Genomic DNA, 16,987 nt, shown 5'->3' with positions numbered 1-16,987 from the left:
TAGACCTCAACCCCCAAGAGACCTCAACCTCCAAGAGACCTCAACCTCCAAGAGACCTCAACCTCCAAGAGACCTCAACCTCCAAGAGACCTCAACCTCCAAGAGACCTCAACCCCCAAGAGACCTCAACCCCCAAGAGACCTCAACCCCCAAGAGACCTAGACCCTTGAAGAGGACCTCGACTCTCTAGGAACTCGACCCCCAAAAGGGACCTTGGCCCCCAAAAAAGGCGCCAACCCCAAAGGTGGCTCGCCTGCCGAGGTCTATTTCTGTGTCAGGTTTGATGGCGTGGCGGAAGTCTTCCGGGCGAGGCGCGGTCGGGTCAGAGGACGGCGCCGTCGTCCCAGCCTGAGTCGTTCGGCGGCCCATCACCCATCCTGACCACCAGCGCCACAAACCCCCCGATGAACGCCGCCACCGCGGCGAACAGCGCCCACCCCTGCATCTCCCAGTTGGCCATCGCCGCCACCAGGAGATACGCGGGCCCCCCGAAGAGAGCCACCCACGCGATCTTGGTGGTCAGGTCGACCTTGGGCAGCGGAGGCGGCGCGGGCGGCGTGTAGTGCCCCTCGTCGTCGTCCTCGTCGCGGTCCGGCTCCACCACGTCGTCCAGTTCGTCGACCTCCGGCGGCTTGACGACCCTCCGGGTCGGCTCCACCGGGACGTTCTCGCTGTCCGGCCATGGCTGGTCGGCCGAGTCGCGCTCGGCTGTGTCGTTGAAGGACGCGACGATCTGACGCCAGACCTCGTCCTCATCGCTCTGCGGCGTCACCTAGCTGGGCCTGTTACTCATCGGCCATTCACCTTCTCCGCGAAGATCGCTCTTCCCCCCGGGGTGCGATCAGTCCCTCTGCAAGGGTACCGAGGCATGTGTCCGGATGAACTCCAGGCTCCCGGCAAAGATCCTGTCGGCATCGTTGTCCAACGTCGCAACATGGTAGCTATCGGACAGCTCCTCGATCGTCGCATCGGGGATCCGCTCGCGGAGGATCGCCACGCTTGTCGGTTTCACCACGTGATCGTCCGTACTGTGGAAGATCAGCAATGGTTGGGTCACCTTGCCCAGGTCGGCTTGCACGAGGGACCACAGTCGTGGGAGCGTGGCCGCCGCCCTGACCGGGGTCCTCGTGTAGGCCAGCTCGGTGGCCCCGGGTTTCTTGACGTCGTTCGCCACGCCGGGCACCGAGCGCAGCACCCACTTCAGCACCGGCGCGAGCCGCAGCAGCGGCACGTCCAGGGCGATCGACGGGTTCACGACGACCACGCCGCGTACGGCGTCGCCGTGCACCTCGGCGAGCCGCAGCGCCAGGCAGCCGCCCAGTGACAGCCCGGCGACGAACACGTCGGCGCAGCGCCCCTGGAGGTCGGCGAAGGCCTTCTCGACCTCCGAGTACCAGTCCTCCCAGCGGGTGCGGTTCATCTCCTGCCACGTCGTGCCGTGTCCCGGCAGGCGGGGCAGCGAGACGGTGAGTCCACTGGCCGCGAGGTGTTCCGCCCACGGCCGAAGCGACTGCGGCGTGCCGGTGAACCCGTGACACAGCAGGACACCGACCTGTCCCGCTTCGTGGTGGAAGGGCTCCGCGCCTGGCATGAGCGGCATAACAGCTCCTCGACCGGAAATCATCCCGAATTGCCCGATCGTCGCACGATGAAGGGTAGTTGTGCGAGTGCTGGTGTAGGAGCTTGGCGCGCGAGATGCGAAGATGACTCCACTCGAAGACGCGTTGTGGGAAGAGGTGGCCGCGAGTGTTCTACTGGGTGGTCAAGGCCATCTTGGCGCCGTTGCTGCACCTGTTGTTCCGTCCATGGGCGGAAGGTACGGACAACGTGCCCAAGCAGGGTCCGGCGATCCTGGCGGGCAACCACCTGTCCTTCGCCGACCACTTCTTCGGACCGCTCCAGCTCCCGCGCAAGGTCATCTCGCTCGGCAAGTCCGACTACTTCACCGGCCGCGGCATCAAGGGCTTCTTCACCCGGCTGTTCTTCAGCGGCGTCGGCACCGTGCCGATCGACCGCTCGGGCGGCAAGGCGAGCGAGGCGGCGCTGCGCACGGGCATGCGGGTGCTGAGCGAGGGATACCTTCTCGGCATCTATCCCGAGGGCACCCGCTCGCCTGACGGGCGCCTCTACAAGGGCAAGACGGGCGTGGCGCGGCTGGCGCTGATGTCGCGGGCGCCGGTCATCCCGTGGGCGATGGTCAACACCTTCGAGATGATGCCGCCCGGCAGGGCGTTCCCCAAGATGGGCATCAAGCCGGGGGTGCGGTTCGGCAAGCCGCTCGACTTCTCGCGCTACTACGGCATGGAGGACGACCGCCTCGTGCTGCGCGCGGTCACCGACGAGATCATGTACGCGCTGATGGAGCTGTCCGGCCAGGAGTACGTCGACAAGTACGCGGCCAGCGCCAAGGTGGAGCTCGAAAGGGCCTCACGCGCCGCCTCGTGAGCTGAACACCTGCCGCACCTGCCCGCGCAGCCAGGCGTGTCCCGGGTCGGCGTCGTGGCGCGGGTGCCAGGCCTGCGAGACCGTGATGACCGGAAGGTCCAGCGGGAGGGCGAAGGCCACCATGCCGAGCGCCGTCACCGCCGAGCGCGACAGCCACGCCTCGCCCGCCATCGCCACCAGGTCCGACTCGCGCGCCACGAACAACGACGCCGTGAACGTCGGCACCGTCCCCACCACCCTGCGGCGCAGCCCGAGGGCGGCCAGCGCCTGGTCGATGGGACCGCTCGTCCTGCCGCGCCGCGAGGAGATGACGTGCTCGGCGGCCGCGTAACGCTCCGGCGTCATCTCCCCGTCCAGCAGCGGGTGGCCCTGCCGTACGACACCGACGATGCGGTCGGTGAGCAGCTCCTCCACCCGCGTCTCCGGTGAGGGGTCGTCGACCACGGTCACCAGCAGGTCGGCGTCGCCGTCGCGCAGCGCGCGCAGGTCGCCGTGGCCCTCCGGGATGAAGCGCAGCGTCACGCCGGGCGCCGAGCGCGCGGTCTCGGTCAGCATCGGGACGCTGATCGAGGCGATCACCGCGTCCGAGGCCATCACCACGAACTCGCGCACCAGCGTCGCTGGGTCGGGCGCCCCCGGCGGCGTGAAGACGCGCCGCGCCGCCTCCACCAGCGAGCGCACCTCGGCCCGCACCTCCAGCGCCCGGGGCGTGGGCACCATCTGCCGCCCCGACCTGACCAGGATCGGGTCGCCCATCGCGCGGCGGAGCCTGCCGAGGGTACGGCTCATCGCCGGTTCGGACAGGTGCAGGCGCAGCGCGGCGCCGGAGACGCTGCCCTCCTCCAGCAGGACGTCGAGGGCGATCAGCAGGTCGAGGCTCGGTTGCGTTTGACGCATATATCACCTGTCAAAGATGCATTTGAGGTTATGTCACGACCTAGCTTACGTTGCGGGCATGAAGAGAGTTCTTGGAGTGATGTCCGCCTGCGTGGTGCTCACCATCTCCCTCGTCGCCGCCGTCAACCTGGCCATTCCCACCCTTGCCGCGAGCTCGTTGCACCCGTCGCGGGCGCAGCTGTTGTGGATCGTCGACTCCTACGTGGTCGTCTTCGCCTGCCTGCTGATCCCCGCAGGGGCGGCCGGTGACCGGTTCGGGCGCAAGGGGGTGCTGCTGGCCGGGCTCGGGGTCTTCGCGCTCGGCTGCCTGGCCGCCGCGCTGGCGCCCAGCGTGGCCGCGCTGGTGGCCGCCAGGGCGCTGAGCGGGGCGGGGGCCGCGATGATCATGCCTGCCTCGCTGTCGCTGACCGTCGCCGCCTTTCCCCCCGCCGACCGGGCGCGGGCGATCGCCGGATGGACGGCGGCGACCGGGGCCGCCGGAGTGGTCGGGAACCTGGGCGGAGGGTTGATCATGGAGTTCCTGCCGTGGCAGGCGCTGTTCCTGGCGCCGGTCGCGCTGGCGCCGATCCTGGCGGTGCTCGCGGCGCTGGTCGCCCCGCGGGTGCCGCGGCACGACGCCCACCTCGACCTGGCCGGGGCGGGGCTGCTGGTCGCCGCGTCGGTGTCGCTGCTGACGGGCATCGTCGAGGGGCCGGAGGCGGGCTGGGGGAGCGCCCTGGTGCTCGGCTCGTTCGCCGCGTCGGCCGCGTTGTTCTGCCTGTTCGTCAGGCACCAGCTGCGGTCCGAGCGGCCGCTGCTCGACCCCCGGCTGTTCGCGCTGCCCAGGCTGCGCGCCGGGGTGCTCGGAGTGGGCGTGATGTTCTTCGGGCTGTTCGCGCTGTTCTTCACGAACGCCCGGTACCTGCAGGAGGTCATGGGGTTCTCGCCCCTGCTCACCGGGGTGGCGATCCTGCCGCTGGTGATCCCGATGATCGTGGTCTCGCGCCTGGCCGCGTCCTTCGACCGCCGCAGGGCGCTCGTCGGCGGGATGGCGCTGGTCGTGGCCGGGCTGGTGTGGCTGTCGTTCGCCGGGCCCGGCATGCCGTACGCGGTCTATGCAGTCGGGCCCCTGCTGATGGGCGCGGGCATGGGGTGCACGCTGCCGGTGATGTCCACCGAGATCATCGCCGCGCTGCCCAGGGAGCGGGCCGGACTCGGCTCCGGCCTGAACAGCGCCGCCCGCGAGCTGGGCAGCGCCGTGGGCGTCGCCGTCATGGGGACGGTCACCGCGACCGCGGGCATGGGCGCCGGGTACCTCGCTGTCGCTGCCGTCGTGCTCGTCGGGGCGGCGCTCGCCCTGCTGTGGCTCAGGACAGGTGAGCGCGTACCTGCCTGATGTGTTCCGGGGTGGTACGGCAGCAGCCGCCCACCATCGAGGCGCCGGCCGCCTGCCACTGCGCCGCCGCCTCGCCGTACTCGACCGGGTCGGCCAGCCCCTCCCAGCGGCGCGCCTCGGCGTCCCACGTCTCGCCCGAGTTGGGGTAGACGACGACGGGCAGCTCGGTCAGCTCGCCGATCAGCGCGGGGACGAACCTGGGCGCGGTGCAGTTGACGCCGACCGCCACGACCTGCGGGTTGCCGGAGAACACCGCGGCCGCCTCCTTGATCGGGGTGCCGTCGTTGATGTGGCCGCCGTCGCGGCAGGAGAAGCTGATCCACGCCTTCACCTGCGGCGTCTCCTCCAGCAGCCGGGCCAGCGCCTTCGCCTCCGGCAGCGAGGGGATGGTCTCGCAGGCCAGCATGTCCGCGCCGGAGGAGGCGAGGATCTCCCAGCGCGGGCGGTGCCAGGCGGCCAGGCCGTCCTCGTCGAGGTCGTAGTCGCCGGTGTACTCGGCGCCGTTGGCCAGGTAGGCGCCGTAGGGGCCGACGGACGCAGCCACGAGCCCGCCACCTGCCTCGTCGCGCGCCTGGGCGGCGAGCTCGACCGACAGCCTGATCAGCCGCTCGGCCTGCGCCTCGCTCATCCCGCGCCTGACGAAGCCCGGCATCGACGCCTGGTAGCTCGCCGTCGTGGCCACGTCGGCCCCGGCGGCGAAGTAGTCGGCGTGGACCTGCCTGATCAGCCCGGGGTCCTCCAGGAGCAGGCGCGCCGACCACAGGTCGTCGCGCAGATCGGCACCGAGGGATTCGAGATGGGTGGCCAGGCCGCCGTCCAGGACAAGTGAGCTCACCCGTTCAGCCTATGCTCACTCGAAGCGCATCCCGACCTGTCTGACCAGGTCTACGAAGTTTGCCCCGGCATCGGGGGCGAACGCGCCCGGTGTGTAGAGGACGTCCTTTATGCGGCCGGTGAAGGGGTTCTGGCCGTGTTCCCAGGAGACGGGGGAGCGGCGGTCGACGCCCACGTCGATGCCTTCCATCGGGCAGAAGGCGGCCAGCATGGGCAGTCCTTCGTGGGTGGCCCGTCGCTCGCCGTCCACTTCTATGGTGACATTCCATGCCCAGTCGCCTGGGGCGGTGATGTGAGCCTCGATCGTGGTTCCGGATGGGCCTGCCTTGAGGTGGTGCATCACGCCGTAGCCGTTCTGGGTGAAGACGACCTCGCCGTCCTCGATGTGCAGGACGTAGCCGCCGCCCTGGCCGCCGTGCGCGACCAGCACGCCGTCGCCCGGCTCGGCGATCGTGGCGGTGACGGTGAAGGAACGCCACTGGATGAGCTGCAGCGAGCGCCAGCGCTCCAGCGTGTGGACGTACGGCGTGAGCCGTACCGGAGCCGCGTCCTCGTGCCAGGGCGGGCGGATCAGGTACCGCAGGCGGGAGCCCTCGTCCAGGGGGTAGACCTGGTTGGCGCGGGCCGCCTCCTCCCAGGCCTTGGCCAGCTCGGCGACCAGCTCGGGGCGCTCGGCAGCGAGGTCGTGGAGCTGGGTGCGGTCGGTGGGGCGGTGGTAGAGCTCCCACTCGTGGTCGCCGAACGGGGTCAGCGGGGCGTGGCGGGTGACGATCTCCCAGTCGCCCTTCACGTAGCCGCGGTGGCCCTGGAGCTCCGAGTACTGCTCGCGCTCGCCGGTCCTGGTCATGGACCGGCCGTTGAGCTCGCGCTCCGGGAGGCCGGTCAGCTCCAGGAGGGTGGGGAGGACGTCGGTGACGTACGCCCACGTGTCGACCTTGCCGGTGTCCGGCAGGCCGTCCGGCCAGGACATCAGGAAGGGTACGGCGTGGCCGCCCTGGTGGGTGTTGCGCTTGTACAGGCGGAAGGGCGTGTTGGAGGCCATCGCCCAGCCTCTGGGGTAGTGGGCGAGGGTTCTGGGGCCGCCGATGAGGTCCAGGCGGTCGAGGTCGGCTGCCGGGTCCTCGCGGTCGTGCCTGCTGTTGCTGGACAGCAGGGTGCGGAGGTACTGGGTGGTGCCGTGCTCCTCGCCCTCGCGGGAGGCGCCGTTGTCGGAGGTGAAGACGAAGATGGTGTTGTCCAGCTCGCCCAGGTCCTCGAGGGTGGCGGTGAGCTCGCCGACGCTGCGGTCTATGCCGGTGATCATGGCGGCGTAGACCTCCATGTAGCGGGCGAAGACCGTCTTCTGGGCTGCTGTCAGGTCGTCCCAGGGTTGTACGGCGTCGCCTTCCTCGTGGTTGCGCGGGGGGAGGTCGAAGGTGTGCAGGCCGAGTTCTTTCTGCCGGGAGTGGCGTTGGAGGCGGATGGCGTCCCAGCCTTGGCCGTAGGCGCCCCTGAACGCCGAAATATCGGCTTCTGGGGCCTGTAAAGGGGCGTGGGCCGCGCCGTGGGCCAGATACAGCAGGAACGGGCGGTCGTCGCTCGCCCTCGCCTGCCTGATCATCGTGGTGGCCCTGCTCGTGAGGTCGTCGGTGAGGTAGTAGCCGTCGGGGTAGCCGTCCACTTCGACGGCCGAGTTGTCGCTGATGAGGCGGTGTGGGTGGTGGAAGTTGGTGAAGGCGTCGAGGAAGCCGTAGAAGCGGTCGAAACCGCGTTGGAGGGGCCAGGCGTGGCGCGGGCCCGCATCCGACATGTCTGAGTCTTTGGTGAGATGCCACTTGCCCACGGCCAGGGTGTGCCAGCCGTGCTCACGGAAGATCTCCGCCATGGTGGGGATCCGCGGGTCGATCTCGCCCGCATAGCCGGGGAAACCCGGGTCGGAGTTGGCGATGTGCCCCACGCCCGCGAGGTGCGGGTTCATCCCGGTGAGCAGGGCCGCTCTGGTGGGGGAGCACATGGGCGTGGTGTGGAAGTCGGTCCACTGCGTGCCCCTGGCGGCCAGGGCGTCGAGATGCGGCGTGGGGATCTCCGACCCGTAGCACCCGAGATCGGCGAACCCGACGTCGTCGACGAGCACGATCACGACGTTGGGCGAGCCCGGGGGAGGGGTGGCGCGCTCCGGCCACCACGACTCCGACCCGGCAATCGTCCTGCCCACCCGCCCTTGAAACCCCTCATAGGCGATCATGTCCGGAGTATCCCCCCGCAACCCCGCCCGTCGCCACCACGCCTTTTCGGCCCCTGCGCGAGGGCTCTCCCCGTCCTTTGGAACTGTCGTCCATCGGCGCAGGGGCAGCTGCGCGAGGGGCCTCCCCGGACCCCGTCCTCTTTGCGCAGGGGCGGCGCGCCCCTTCTCGTGGGCGGGCTGCCCCTGCGGCTGGTCGTGCTTCCGGAAGGGGTCAGCCGCGCTTCCAGAAGGGGCGGCGGGCCGTACCTGAATCTGAACCCCCGGTCAGGGCCGTCAGGACCGTGATGGCGCGGTGCCACAGGGCCTCGGCGTCCTGCCCCGACTCCAGCTCCTCCGCCAGCGCCCGCAGCTCGGCGTGTCCCCCCAGGTAGGAGGCCAGCGCCGCGAGCCGTGAGCCCAGGTCGGCGAGGTAGAACAGATCGGGCGTCCGCAATACGACGAGCCGCTCCAGCTCGGCCTTGAGTTGCGGCATGACCGCGTCCAGACCATGCGGTGCCGTACGGCCGGGCCGGGGGACGGCGGGCTTGGCGAACGCGCGTCCGCGCGAGGCGGCCGCACGCTTGGCCTGACCGCCGATCCCGCCCCCGCCGCCCGCGCTGCCGCCCGCGAGGAAGTCGGGTACGTCCAGGCTCTCGGCGAAGCCCATCGGCGCCGACGCCATCATCGCCCGCCCGAACGCCGGAGCCATCGGCGGCGGCATCGGCGCCTCCCACCCGCTCGGCAGCTCGACCGGCTGGATCACCCGGTGCTCGGGCCCGCCCTCGCCCACCGGCCGCGTGTCCACCGCGACATAGGCGGTAAACCTGCACAGAACCCCGTGCTCCAGCGACGTCGCCACGATGCGCGACTCGAGGTCGTGCTCGCCCATCGCGTACCGGTCTTCGAGCTCCCGCAGGTGCGCCCGAGCCCAGATCGCCCGCAACGCCGGATTGGTGACGACCGTCCCCTCGACGGTCTCCTCCCACGGCGACGCTCCGGCCGTGCCGTACACCGTCAGCCTGGACCCCGAGCTGTAGCGGCCGAACACCTGCAGCGGGACCCCGGGGAAGATCGACCCCAGGTGGGTGACGTCCGAGGTCTCCATGCCCTTGAGGGACAGATCGGTCACCAGCGGCGCGCCGATCCTGCGGTGGATCTGCTCCATCGCCGCGTCCAGCCGGTCCTCGGACTCCACCAGCTCGCACCGCCCGGCGCCGAGCCCGGCCAGCCGCCCGAGGAAGGCGGCGTTGACGGCCCTGTCGATGCCGACGCAGTGCACGCGCATCGACGACAGCGCGCCGCCCACCTGCTCCAGGAGGTGGTCCTCGTTCCCGACCTGGCCGTCGGTGACGAGCACGATCACCCGCTCGCGCCCCTCCTCGCCCAGCAGCGCGATCGCCTGGCGGAGCGGTTCGAGCAACTCGGTGCCGCCCCGGGCGTCCACCCGCGAGAGGTGCTCGACGGCGCGGTAGCGGTTGCTGTCCGTGGCCTCGCTGAGGCCCTCGAAGGCGTGCTCGACGACCGAGTCGAAGGTGAGTACGGCGAAGCGGTCCTGCGCGGTGAGCGTGTCGACGATCCTGGCCGCCGCGCGCCGCGCCGCCACCGTCTTCCAGCCACCCATGCTGCCCGATCGGTCGAGCACCAGCACCAGGTCGCGCGGCACGCGCGTCTCCTGGAGCGGCGGGGGCACGACGGTGAGGCAGAACGTGCGGTCGCCGTCGAGCTGCAGCGTGGTCGAGGCGCCGAACTCCATGCGCAGGATGAAGTCGCGGTCGAGCCGTTCGCCGGGCTTGAGGCTGATCGTCCCGCCCTCCTGCTCGGTGACGTGCAGGGACGAGGCGAGGTCGCGCAGCTCCAGCCCGGCGGGATCGACGTTCGCGGTCAGCGACAGCCGTACCGGATTGGGGAAGCCCGGCAGGAGCACCGGAGGGGAGATTCGCGACGCGTCGGGCACCACGTCGGTGTCGGGGCGCACGCCGTCGCCCGCCTGCGGGCCGTCGATCGGGCGGCCGGGGATGTAACGGGGGGCGACGACGAGGGGGAAGCGGAAGGTGGCCGCGCCGTCCTCGTAGGGGAGCGGCTGGGCCAGCGTCAGCCGTACGGTCACCCGCTCGCCCGGGACGATGTTGCCGACCCGGATCGTGAAGACGTCCGGGCGGTCCTCTTCGGCGATCGCGGCCCGCTTGCCCTCGCTGAGGGCCTGGTCGTAGGCCTTTCTGGCTTCGCCGCGCTCCTTGAGCACGCCCTCGATCACGCGGTCGTCGGCCTCCATCCTGAAGGCGGTGACGGCGGCGCGGTCGGGGAGGGGGAAGACGTAGGTGGCTTCGAGGGACACGTCGAAGGGGTTCCTGAACCCTTGGGCGACGTCGACATGAGCCACAAGCCCCGAAATTTCCGCCTTTACATCGACGGACTCCAGGGGGAGGTTGCCCTGCACGGTCTGGAGAGCGCCGAACCCCGCGTCGGGCAGCGGCAGGCAGCGGCTCGGCTCCAGCGCAGTGATCTTCATGCGAGTCTCCGTTCTTCGAGCACCGTGAGAAGCGGTCCGGCGGCGGCCAGGACTGCCTCGATGTCTTCTGCTGTGGGGGTACGGCTCGCGCCGTCGAGCAACACCGTGACCCCATCGGCGATCCGCACCCCATGAACAACCCTTGCGTTCATGGGACTGGCTGCTTCTTCGGGAGGGCTCGCGGCGGCCTTGACGGGGCCTTCGCCGTTGTGTGCCTCGGCGTCGACGTTCGGCCGTTCCGCCCAGAACCGGGCCCTCGGCCCCTCAGGTTTCGCCCCGACCGGCACCGCCAACTCGGCCACCTGCGACAACCGCGCATCCGTTGCTCCGGTGAGCGTGGCCTGGATCTCCGCGATGGACTGCCCCTGCGCCTGCATCCGCTTGATCGCCACCAGTTGCAGCAGGTGCCGCCTGCCGTACTGAGCGATCCTGCCGCGCCTGGTCAGCGGCGGGTCGACGAGGCCGATCGTGGTGTACCACCGGATGATCCGCTCGCTGGGCACCTCCCTGACCCGCCCGCTGACCGGCTGCGCCTGAGCCCGCAACGCGTCAGCCGCCCGCTCAGCCAGCTCGCCGATGCTCCAGGTCTCCTCCATGGCTCTACAATGACACTGTCATTATTACACTGTCAACTACAGGAAGAATCCGCCATCGCCGCTGGTTGTGCAAGGAAGATCGGATATCGACTGGAGGAACCCTCATGACCGGGATCACTGGCCCGCTTTCCGCCGCCAACCAGAAGATCGTCGCCGAGGCGTTGCAGGGGGCGCTGGTCGACCTCATCGACCTCTCCTTGATCGCCAAGCAGGCGCATTGGAACGTCGTTGGCCCCCATTTCCGCTCACTCCACCTGCAGTTGGACGAGCTCGTCACCATTGCCCGCGACCACGCGGACACCATCGCCGAACGCGCCGTGGCCCTGGGCATCAACCCCGACGGCCGCGCGGCGACCCTCGCGGAATCCACCCAGGTGCAGCAGCCGGAGCTCAGCTGGTTGGAGGACGGCAAGGTGGTGGCAACGTTCACGGACGTATTGGCGGACGTCTCCCAGAGGATGCGCGCCCGCATAGACGCGACCAACGACCCGGACCCCGTGACCCAGGACCTCCTCATCGCCGTGGCCCAGGACATCGAAAAGCAGCACTGGATGTTCCAGGCGCAGCGCTAGACCGCGATTCCGGGCTCCCCTCCCCGGGGAGCCCAGCTCCGCCCGTCGTGCGGTCGTGACCGCCTCCCACCCGGCGCCCGCGCTCTTCCTCGACGTCGACCCTTTCGGAGCGGACGCGTATCCGACCTTCCGTACAGTCTCGCGGGAGACCGGCGCGCATCCGTTGCCGGCCAGGGTCGATCCCGGACTCGGGCCTCGCTTGACGCCGTGCGATCTGGTGTGCGCGACGACCTGGATGGCCGACGCCAACGAGTGCACGCCCCGCGCCTCGGACTGCCGGAGTTGCCGGTGGTGATCTGGCCGGAACCGTCCGCCCAGGATGACCCGGACGGGCGGGCGGGACTGCACTGGAAGACCCGCGCGCTTGTCGACTGGGCGGCCGGACGGTCCTTCGCCTGGGTCGAGGATGAGATCACCGCTGGGTCTCGACGCCTACCAGGGGCAGTCCTTGTTCCATCGCATCGATCCGCGCCCTGGTCTCACCGACGCTGACTTCTCCGCCCTCAACGGGTGGTTGATGGGTGCGGCGTGAAGGTGGGTGTCTATGGTCGGGTGGTTGGGGTTTGGGGTGGAAAAGGCGGTTTGGTGTGAGTGAGGGAGGTCGGATGGAGGCGGCTACTGAGGCGTTTGTTGCGCATCGCAGTCTGTTGTTCACCATTGCCTACGAAATGCTGGGGTCGGCGGCGGACGCGGAGGATGTACTCCAGGAGACCTGGTTGCGGTGGGTGAACGTTGATCTCGACACGGTGTTGAATCAGCGCGCTTACCTGGTCAAGACCGCTACGCGGCAGGCGCTCAGCCGGTTGCGAGTGCTTGGTCGGCGTAAGGAGTCTTATGTCGGGCCCTGGCTGCCCGAGCCGCTGTTGACCTCGCCTGACGTGGCTGAGGATGTTGAGCTGGCTGAGAGCGTTTCCATGGCGATGTTGCTGGTGTTGGAGACGCTTGGGCCGGTTGAGCGGGCGGTGTTCGTTTTGCGTGAGGTGTTCGACCTGTCGTACGACGAGATCGCGGAGGCTGTGGACAAGAGTTCGGCCGCGGTTCGGCAGATCGCGCATCGGGCGCGTGCGCATGTCGCTGAGCGGCGGCCGCGTGGGGTGGTGTCCGCGGCTGAGAGCCGGGGGGCGTTGGAGGCGTTTCGTCGGGCGGTCGAGACGGGGGATCTGCAGCGGCTGCTTAACCTGCTTGCTCCCGATGTGGTGCTGCTGGGCGATGGTGGCGGGGTCGTGCAGGCTTCGCTGGTGCCTGTTGTGGGGGCTGACGCTGTGGCTCAGTTGCTGGGGCGGATCGGGGCTGAGGTGTCCTTGGAGCTGGCGCAGGTCAATGGCGGGGTGGGGGTGGTGTTGCGGCTCGGGGGCGAGGTCAGCACGGTGATGGGGGTACGGATCGACGAGGGGCTCATCACCGGGCTTTACGCGGTGCGCAACCCGGAGAAGCTGTCGCGGGTCGAACAGGTGACCCCGGTGAGCCGCTGAGCCTCGGGGCTTGGTCGGCTGGTGTGCATTTGTGGGTCGGGGTGTAGCTCGCCACGCGCGTGTAGGGGGTCGGTCGCGACGTGCATCACGCCGAGCTCGGCGTGGCGTCGGACGCTGACCGGCGCCACTGTCGCTTCGGCGCACGGCGCACGGCGCACGGCGCACGGCGCACGGCGCACGGCGCGTGGTGGGTTCGGGTGGGGCTGTGGGCGGGGTGTGGTGCGCGTCCTGGTTGTGTGGGGAGAATGCCTGCCTTTGTGTGGGTCCGGGTTAGAGGAGGGCTCGGGCCAAGGGGGAGATGGGTGGGCGGGTGGCGAGGAGTTGGCGGAGCTCGTCCTGGTGGGTGAGTCCTGCGTCCTGGAGGGCGCGGTGCCACGCGTCGCCGTCCACGCGCTGTGCGGCCTCTTCCAGCCTGTCCAGAACCGTGGCGCCCGGGTGGGCTTCCTTGGTCAGTACGGCCAGCAGATGGGGCCAGCCGATGGTCAGGGCGGACAGTTTCGCCACCGCCTCGTCGCCTGCTCTGCCCAGACCGGCCAGCTGTCGGCGGTAGGTGATGAAGGAGTAGAAGCGGAACACGTTCAGGTACCGCTTGACCTCGCGGGGGTTGCGGAGGTCGACGGCGTGGAGGGTGGATTCGATGGCGGTGAACGCGTTCTCGTCGCTGTAGAGGTCGTCGAAGACGCGGTCGGCGGCCTGGCGGGTGGGTTCGGCGAGCCTGCCCGGTGCGGCGGCGACGCCGAGGGCGGACTGGGCTCGGTGGGCTGCTTCGTCGAGGGTCTCTATGGAGGGGGCGAAGCTTCTTATGGCGGCTTCCAGGCGGTCGGTCAGAGCGGGGCCTGGGGCGGCGGCTCCAGCGGCTGCCTCGGGGGCGGGTGCGGGGACGAACGGGGCTGAGGATCTACGGCCTGAGGTGGGTGCGGGGGTCGGAGGATCTGCGGAGTGGGTGAGGGCTGGGCGGCCCGACAGGGGGCGGTCCGGGGGAGGCACAAAGCTCCGCGAATGTGCGTAACCGGAGGGATGGGCGCCGCCTGGGAAGGCCGCAGGATCGAGGGGGTGTCCAGCGGCGTAACCGGAGAGATGGGCGCGGCCCGGAGAGCCTGCGGGGTCGTGGGCATGGCCCTGGGAATGCGCGGGGTCGATCGGATGGGCATGGCCCGGGGAGTGCGCGGGGTCGAAGGGGTGGGCGGCGGCGCGACCTGAGGGGTGGGTGGAGGCGTGACCTGAGGCTTGGGCGGGGGCGAGGCCGGACGGATGGGCGGACGGATGGGCGGACGGATGGGCGGAGGGGTGAGTGGAGGTGGAGCTGGAGGGGTCGCCGGCGGTTGGGGATGGAGTTGAGGTGGGGTGGCCTGGGGGCTGGGCGGGGACGTGGGGGAGGGCCTGGGCTGGTGATGTCGTCTGGGGGAGGACTGCAGATGGTGGGGTCGTCTGGGAGAGGCCGAGGAGGGCGCGGATGTAGGAGGGGAGGCGTTCCTCGTCGTCCAGCAACGGGACGCTCAGCGGCAACTGCACGATCTTCTCCAGGAAGCGCCACCCCAGCCGCGCGCTCCCGTCGTCCGGCATCGCGTCCATCAGCTCCCGATACGCCATCTCCACATGCGCCGCCACCACGTCAGGCTCCATCGCCAGAACGAACACGCAGTTCGGGAACTCCCCCGCCAGGAACAGGTTGATCGCCTCGATGACCTTGGCGACCGTACCCGGAGAGCACCGGTCCAGGTCGTCCACGAACACCACCAGCGGACGCCGTGGGGTGGCCACCAGGTCGAGGACGCGCCGCATGTCCGTCTGCACCAGGTGCAGGAAGCCGGTCCTGTCGCGGTAGCCGTCCTCGGGCAGCGTGGGGCCGACGCCCAGGGCGCGGCCGAGGGGGTCGGGCGGGCGGATCAGGCAGCTGAACGCGCCTTCGGCGGCCTCGGAGAAGAAGCGGGTCAGGCGCATCGCTCCGGCCGCGATCGAGCCGAGGGATCCGGCCGACGCGACCGCGGCAGCCGTTCCTTCAAGACCAGGTAGCAGGCCCTCCATGGCGAAGGAGGCCACGGTCAGCAAACCGGTAGCGGCCAAGCCCAGAGCCACGGGGGCGAGGCGGGTGGTGGCCATCCAGTACATACGGCGGCGTACGGCTTCCTTGTCGACGCGCGCCAGGTTGAGGGAGAGCCAGAAACGTTCGCGTTCCGCGCGGGGGAGGCGGGAGGTGATCTGGTCGATGATCTCGTGGGCGAGTCCGGCCCAGACCTGCTCGCCGTTCTGGTACATCCACGGGTTGAACCACACCGTGGGACGCCACCCGTCACCGGCGACCGGGTGGGCCTCCTGGTCCTTGGCGGAGGAGCGGGCGGTGAGGCGGCCCAGGAGCTCGCGGTTGGTGACGGTGGCGGCTGAGCCGCGGTTGAGCCTCAGGCGGATCGGCTCCGGGCCGGTCACGCCGGGGTCGAGCAGGTCCTGGACCATCCGCATCAGCGACGTCTTGCCGACACCCCACGGGCCCTTGATCCCGATGGTGAGCGGGGGGAGCGTGTCCTGGTGCCTGATGAAGGCGGCGATCGCCTCGGCGTAGACGCGGTGGCCGAGGCGGTCGTCGAGGGTCCAGCTGTCGGGGGTGAGCCTGGTCCTCGGGCGTACGGCTCGCGCGTCGGCGTGATGGCGGCGCAGGAGGCTGGACACGCGCGCCGCCTCCTCGGCGTCGAGGCGCGCGAGCCCGAGCTCCCGGACGGCGGGATGCGGCGTCCCGGCCAGCCCCCACGCCTCCAGCTCGGCCAACGCCTCGGCGGTACTAACCACCCGCGCCGCACCCCCACCCGCCGCGAACCCCCCGCCTCCCGCCGCGCCTCCCGAAGAAGCCCCGCCGCCCACGCCGAGCGCCGACGCCGTGCCGCCCGCCCCGCCCCTGCCGTGTGCGCTGGTCGAGCCATCTGCGCCGCCCGCATCGCGCGCCGGCGCCGCGTTGCCCGTGCCGCCCGCGGCAGTCGCGCCTCCATGGCCGGTCGCTCGGGTCGTGCCTCCCGGGTTGGCCGCGCCTCCACGGCCGGTCACGCCGCCCGCGCCTCCGGGGAGTGTCGCGCCTCCCGCGCCTCTGGGGAGTGTCGCGCCTCCCGCGCCTCCGGGGAGTGTCGCGCCTCCAGGGTCGCCCGCGCCTCCGAGGAGGGCCGCGCCTCCGGGGAGGGTGGCGCCTCCAGGGATGGTCGGGCCTCCAAGACCGGTCGCGGCCCTCGTGGCGGGTGTCCCTGGTGTTCCGGGTGTGGTGGGGGAGGGGGTGCCGGTGTTGAGGACGGAGGCTAGTTCTGAGGTCAGCGGCCCCGGGAGCAAAGCGGCACGGCGGAGCAGGGTTTGGGCGGTGACGCTGAGGTGGAGGTCGTAGACGCGGGCGGCGATCTCGGCCGCCGAGCTGGGCACGTCACGCTCGCCCCGCTCCGACAGCCGTCGCGCCGTCTCCGCCAACGCCCGCTCCCCAGCAGGCCGTCCCACGCTCACCGGGATGTCGCCGATGTCGCCATGGCTGAAAAGCACCGGCGTCAACGTCGAGCCGATACGCGAGAAATGTCCAGCGGCCTGCGAGAAAAGGTCGGACACCGTCACCACGCCACCCGCGGACAGCAACGCGTCGGCCAGCACCGCCGTAAGAGAAGCCGACGCCCCGGGGCGGTCGGTCTTCGAGGCCAGGGAGGCCGTCAGGGCCGCGGCCGCGACGGGCGGGTCGCCGGGGACGTTCAGGCGGGTGTGCCCAGGTTCGGCCAGACCCAGGACCCAGCCGAAGTCGACCACCAGCAGCAGGGCCGCCGCACTCGAGTCCCCCAACCGCCGCCCGAAGTCCATGATCAACCGGCTGAACGCGCTCGGCACCCACCCCGACCCCGACGGCCACCGGACGAGCAACAGCTCCCCAGGCTGCGCCCCCGACAGGAACCCGGCCAGCACCGGATAGGGATCCTCCCCCTCCGCCGCCCGCACCTCGAACCCGCACATGCGCAACGCGTGCGCGAACCTGGCGGCGGCCGGGTCGGAGTCGAGGAAGACCAGTGCCCTGCGCGCCGTGATCGACGGTGCCAGCCGGATGGTGCTCATGCGGAGAATCTGCCGAGTTCGA

Annotated in this window: 12 protein-coding genes; 4 read left to right on the top strand and 8 right to left on the bottom strand. The window is 70.4% G+C overall.

The features are described 5' to 3' along the window. Positions 1-322: 322 nt before the first annotated feature. Together ACIBG8_RS17715 and ACIBG8_RS17710 are read right to left on the bottom strand one after the other, a co-directional pair. Positions 323-772, bottom strand: a complete 450-nt coding sequence (locus ACIBG8_RS17715; RefSeq protein WP_397343799.1) for a hypothetical protein — start codon at positions 770-772, stop codon at positions 323-325. Between the two features lie 69 nt (positions 773-841). Beyond that, positions 842-1,600: an alpha/beta hydrolase gene (locus ACIBG8_RS17710; RefSeq protein WP_397343798.1), complete on the bottom strand. Its 759-nt coding sequence runs from the start codon at positions 1,598-1,600 to the stop codon at positions 842-844. Between the two features lie 146 nt (positions 1,601-1,746). Between ACIBG8_RS17710 and ACIBG8_RS17705 the strand changes: the two genes are divergently transcribed. Further along, positions 1,747-2,445, top strand: coding sequence for a lysophospholipid acyltransferase family protein (locus ACIBG8_RS17705; protein ID WP_397343797.1), 699 nt, complete (start codon positions 1,747-1,749; stop codon positions 2,443-2,445). On the opposite strand, the gene ACIBG8_RS17700 is transcribed toward ACIBG8_RS17705, so the two are convergent. Further along, positions 2,428-3,342 (bottom strand): LysR family transcriptional regulator, encoded by a 915-nt coding sequence (locus ACIBG8_RS17700; protein WP_397343796.1) that lies wholly within the window; start codon positions 3,340-3,342, stop codon positions 2,428-2,430. The two genes, ACIBG8_RS17705 and ACIBG8_RS17700, sit on opposite strands and share 18 nt — an antisense overlap. Before the next feature lie 58 nt (positions 3,343-3,400). On the opposite strand from ACIBG8_RS17700, the gene ACIBG8_RS17695 reads away from it, so the two are divergent. After that, positions 3,401-4,717, top strand: coding sequence for an MFS transporter (locus ACIBG8_RS17695; RefSeq protein ID WP_397343795.1), 1,317 nt, complete (start codon positions 3,401-3,403; stop codon positions 4,715-4,717). Here ACIBG8_RS17695 and mmuM read toward each other — a convergent pair. The 4 genes from mmuM to ACIBG8_RS17675 all read right to left on the bottom strand — a co-directional run bounded on the left by mmuM (position 4,689) and on the right by ACIBG8_RS17675 (position 10,859). Continuing rightward, entirely contained in the window at positions 4,689-5,552 is an 864-nt protein-coding gene (gene mmuM / locus ACIBG8_RS17690) for a homocysteine S-methyltransferase (protein WP_397343794.1), read from the bottom strand. The genes ACIBG8_RS17695 and mmuM overlap by 29 nt on opposite strands. Positions 5,553-5,567: 15 nt before the next feature. Then, entirely contained in the window at positions 5,568-7,775 is a 2,208-nt protein-coding gene (locus ACIBG8_RS17685; protein WP_397343793.1) for an arylsulfatase, read from the bottom strand. Between the two features lie 211 nt (positions 7,776-7,986). Continuing rightward, the gene (locus ACIBG8_RS17680) at positions 7,987-10,263 is read right to left on the bottom strand and encodes a VIT domain-containing protein (RefSeq protein WP_397343792.1); all 2,277 of its coding nucleotides are present in this window, start codon (positions 10,261-10,263) and stop codon (positions 7,987-7,989) included. Beyond that, positions 10,260-10,859: a helix-turn-helix domain-containing protein gene (locus ACIBG8_RS17675; RefSeq protein WP_397343791.1), complete on the bottom strand. Its 600-nt coding sequence runs from the start codon at positions 10,857-10,859 to the stop codon at positions 10,260-10,262. The genes ACIBG8_RS17680 and ACIBG8_RS17675 overlap by 4 nt, the downstream gene beginning before the upstream one ends. Positions 10,860-10,963: 104 nt before the next feature. Here ACIBG8_RS17675 and ACIBG8_RS17670 point away from each other — a divergent pair, with 104 nt between their 5' ends. Beyond that, positions 10,964-11,431 carry a Dps family protein gene (locus ACIBG8_RS17670; protein ID WP_397343790.1) on the top strand — a complete coding sequence of 156 codons (468 nt, stop codon included), beginning with the start codon at positions 10,964-10,966 and terminating at the stop codon, positions 11,429-11,431. Positions 11,432-12,036: 605 nt separating this feature from the next. Then, positions 12,037-12,903, top strand: coding sequence for an RNA polymerase sigma-70 factor (locus tag ACIBG8_RS17665; RefSeq protein ID WP_397343789.1), 867 nt, complete (start codon positions 12,037-12,039; stop codon positions 12,901-12,903). Between the two features lie 270 nt (positions 12,904-13,173). On the opposite strand, the gene ACIBG8_RS17660 is transcribed toward ACIBG8_RS17665, so the two are convergent. Continuing rightward, the gene (locus tag ACIBG8_RS17660) at positions 13,174-16,965 is read right to left on the bottom strand and encodes a P-loop NTPase fold protein (protein WP_397343788.1); all 3,792 of its coding nucleotides are present in this window, start codon (positions 16,963-16,965) and stop codon (positions 13,174-13,176) included. Positions 16,966-16,987 lie beyond the last annotated feature (22 nt).

The sequence above is a fragment of the Nonomuraea sp. NPDC050556 genome, assembly GCF_044457355.1.
GTDB lineage: Bacteria > Actinomycetota > Actinomycetes > Streptosporangiales > Streptosporangiaceae > Nonomuraea.
Note: the sequence above shows the minus strand (reverse complement) of the source record. Positions and strands in the feature narration are given on the sequence as shown.

Coding starts and splice junctions, on each gene's coding strand:
- ACIBG8_RS17680 (WP_397343792.1), bottom strand. CDS start 10,263: ATGAAGATCACTGCGCTGGAGCCGAGCCGCTGCCTGCCGCTGCCCGAC.
- ACIBG8_RS17685 (WP_397343793.1), bottom strand. CDS start 7,775: ATGATCGCCTATGAGGGGTTTCAAGGGCGGGTGGGCAGGACGATTGCC.
- ACIBG8_RS17710 (WP_397343798.1), bottom strand. CDS start 1,600: ATGCCGCTCATGCCAGGCGCGGAGCCCTTCCACCACGAAGCGGGACAG.
- ACIBG8_RS17660 (WP_397343788.1), bottom strand. CDS start 16,965: ATGAGCACCATCCGGCTGGCACCGTCGATCACGGCGCGCAGGGCACTG.
- ACIBG8_RS17700 (WP_397343796.1), bottom strand. CDS start 3,342: ATGCGTCAAACGCAACCGAGCCTCGACCTGCTGATCGCCCTCGACGTC.
- ACIBG8_RS17675 (WP_397343791.1), bottom strand. CDS start 10,859: ATGGAGGAGACCTGGAGCATCGGCGAGCTGGCTGAGCGGGCGGCTGAC.
- ACIBG8_RS17670 (WP_397343790.1), top strand. CDS start 10,964: ATGACCGGGATCACTGGCCCGCTTTCCGCCGCCAACCAGAAGATCGTC.
- ACIBG8_RS17665 (WP_397343789.1), top strand. CDS start 12,037: ATGGAGGCGGCTACTGAGGCGTTTGTTGCGCATCGCAGTCTGTTGTTC.
- ACIBG8_RS17695 (WP_397343795.1), top strand. CDS start 3,401: ATGAAGAGAGTTCTTGGAGTGATGTCCGCCTGCGTGGTGCTCACCATC.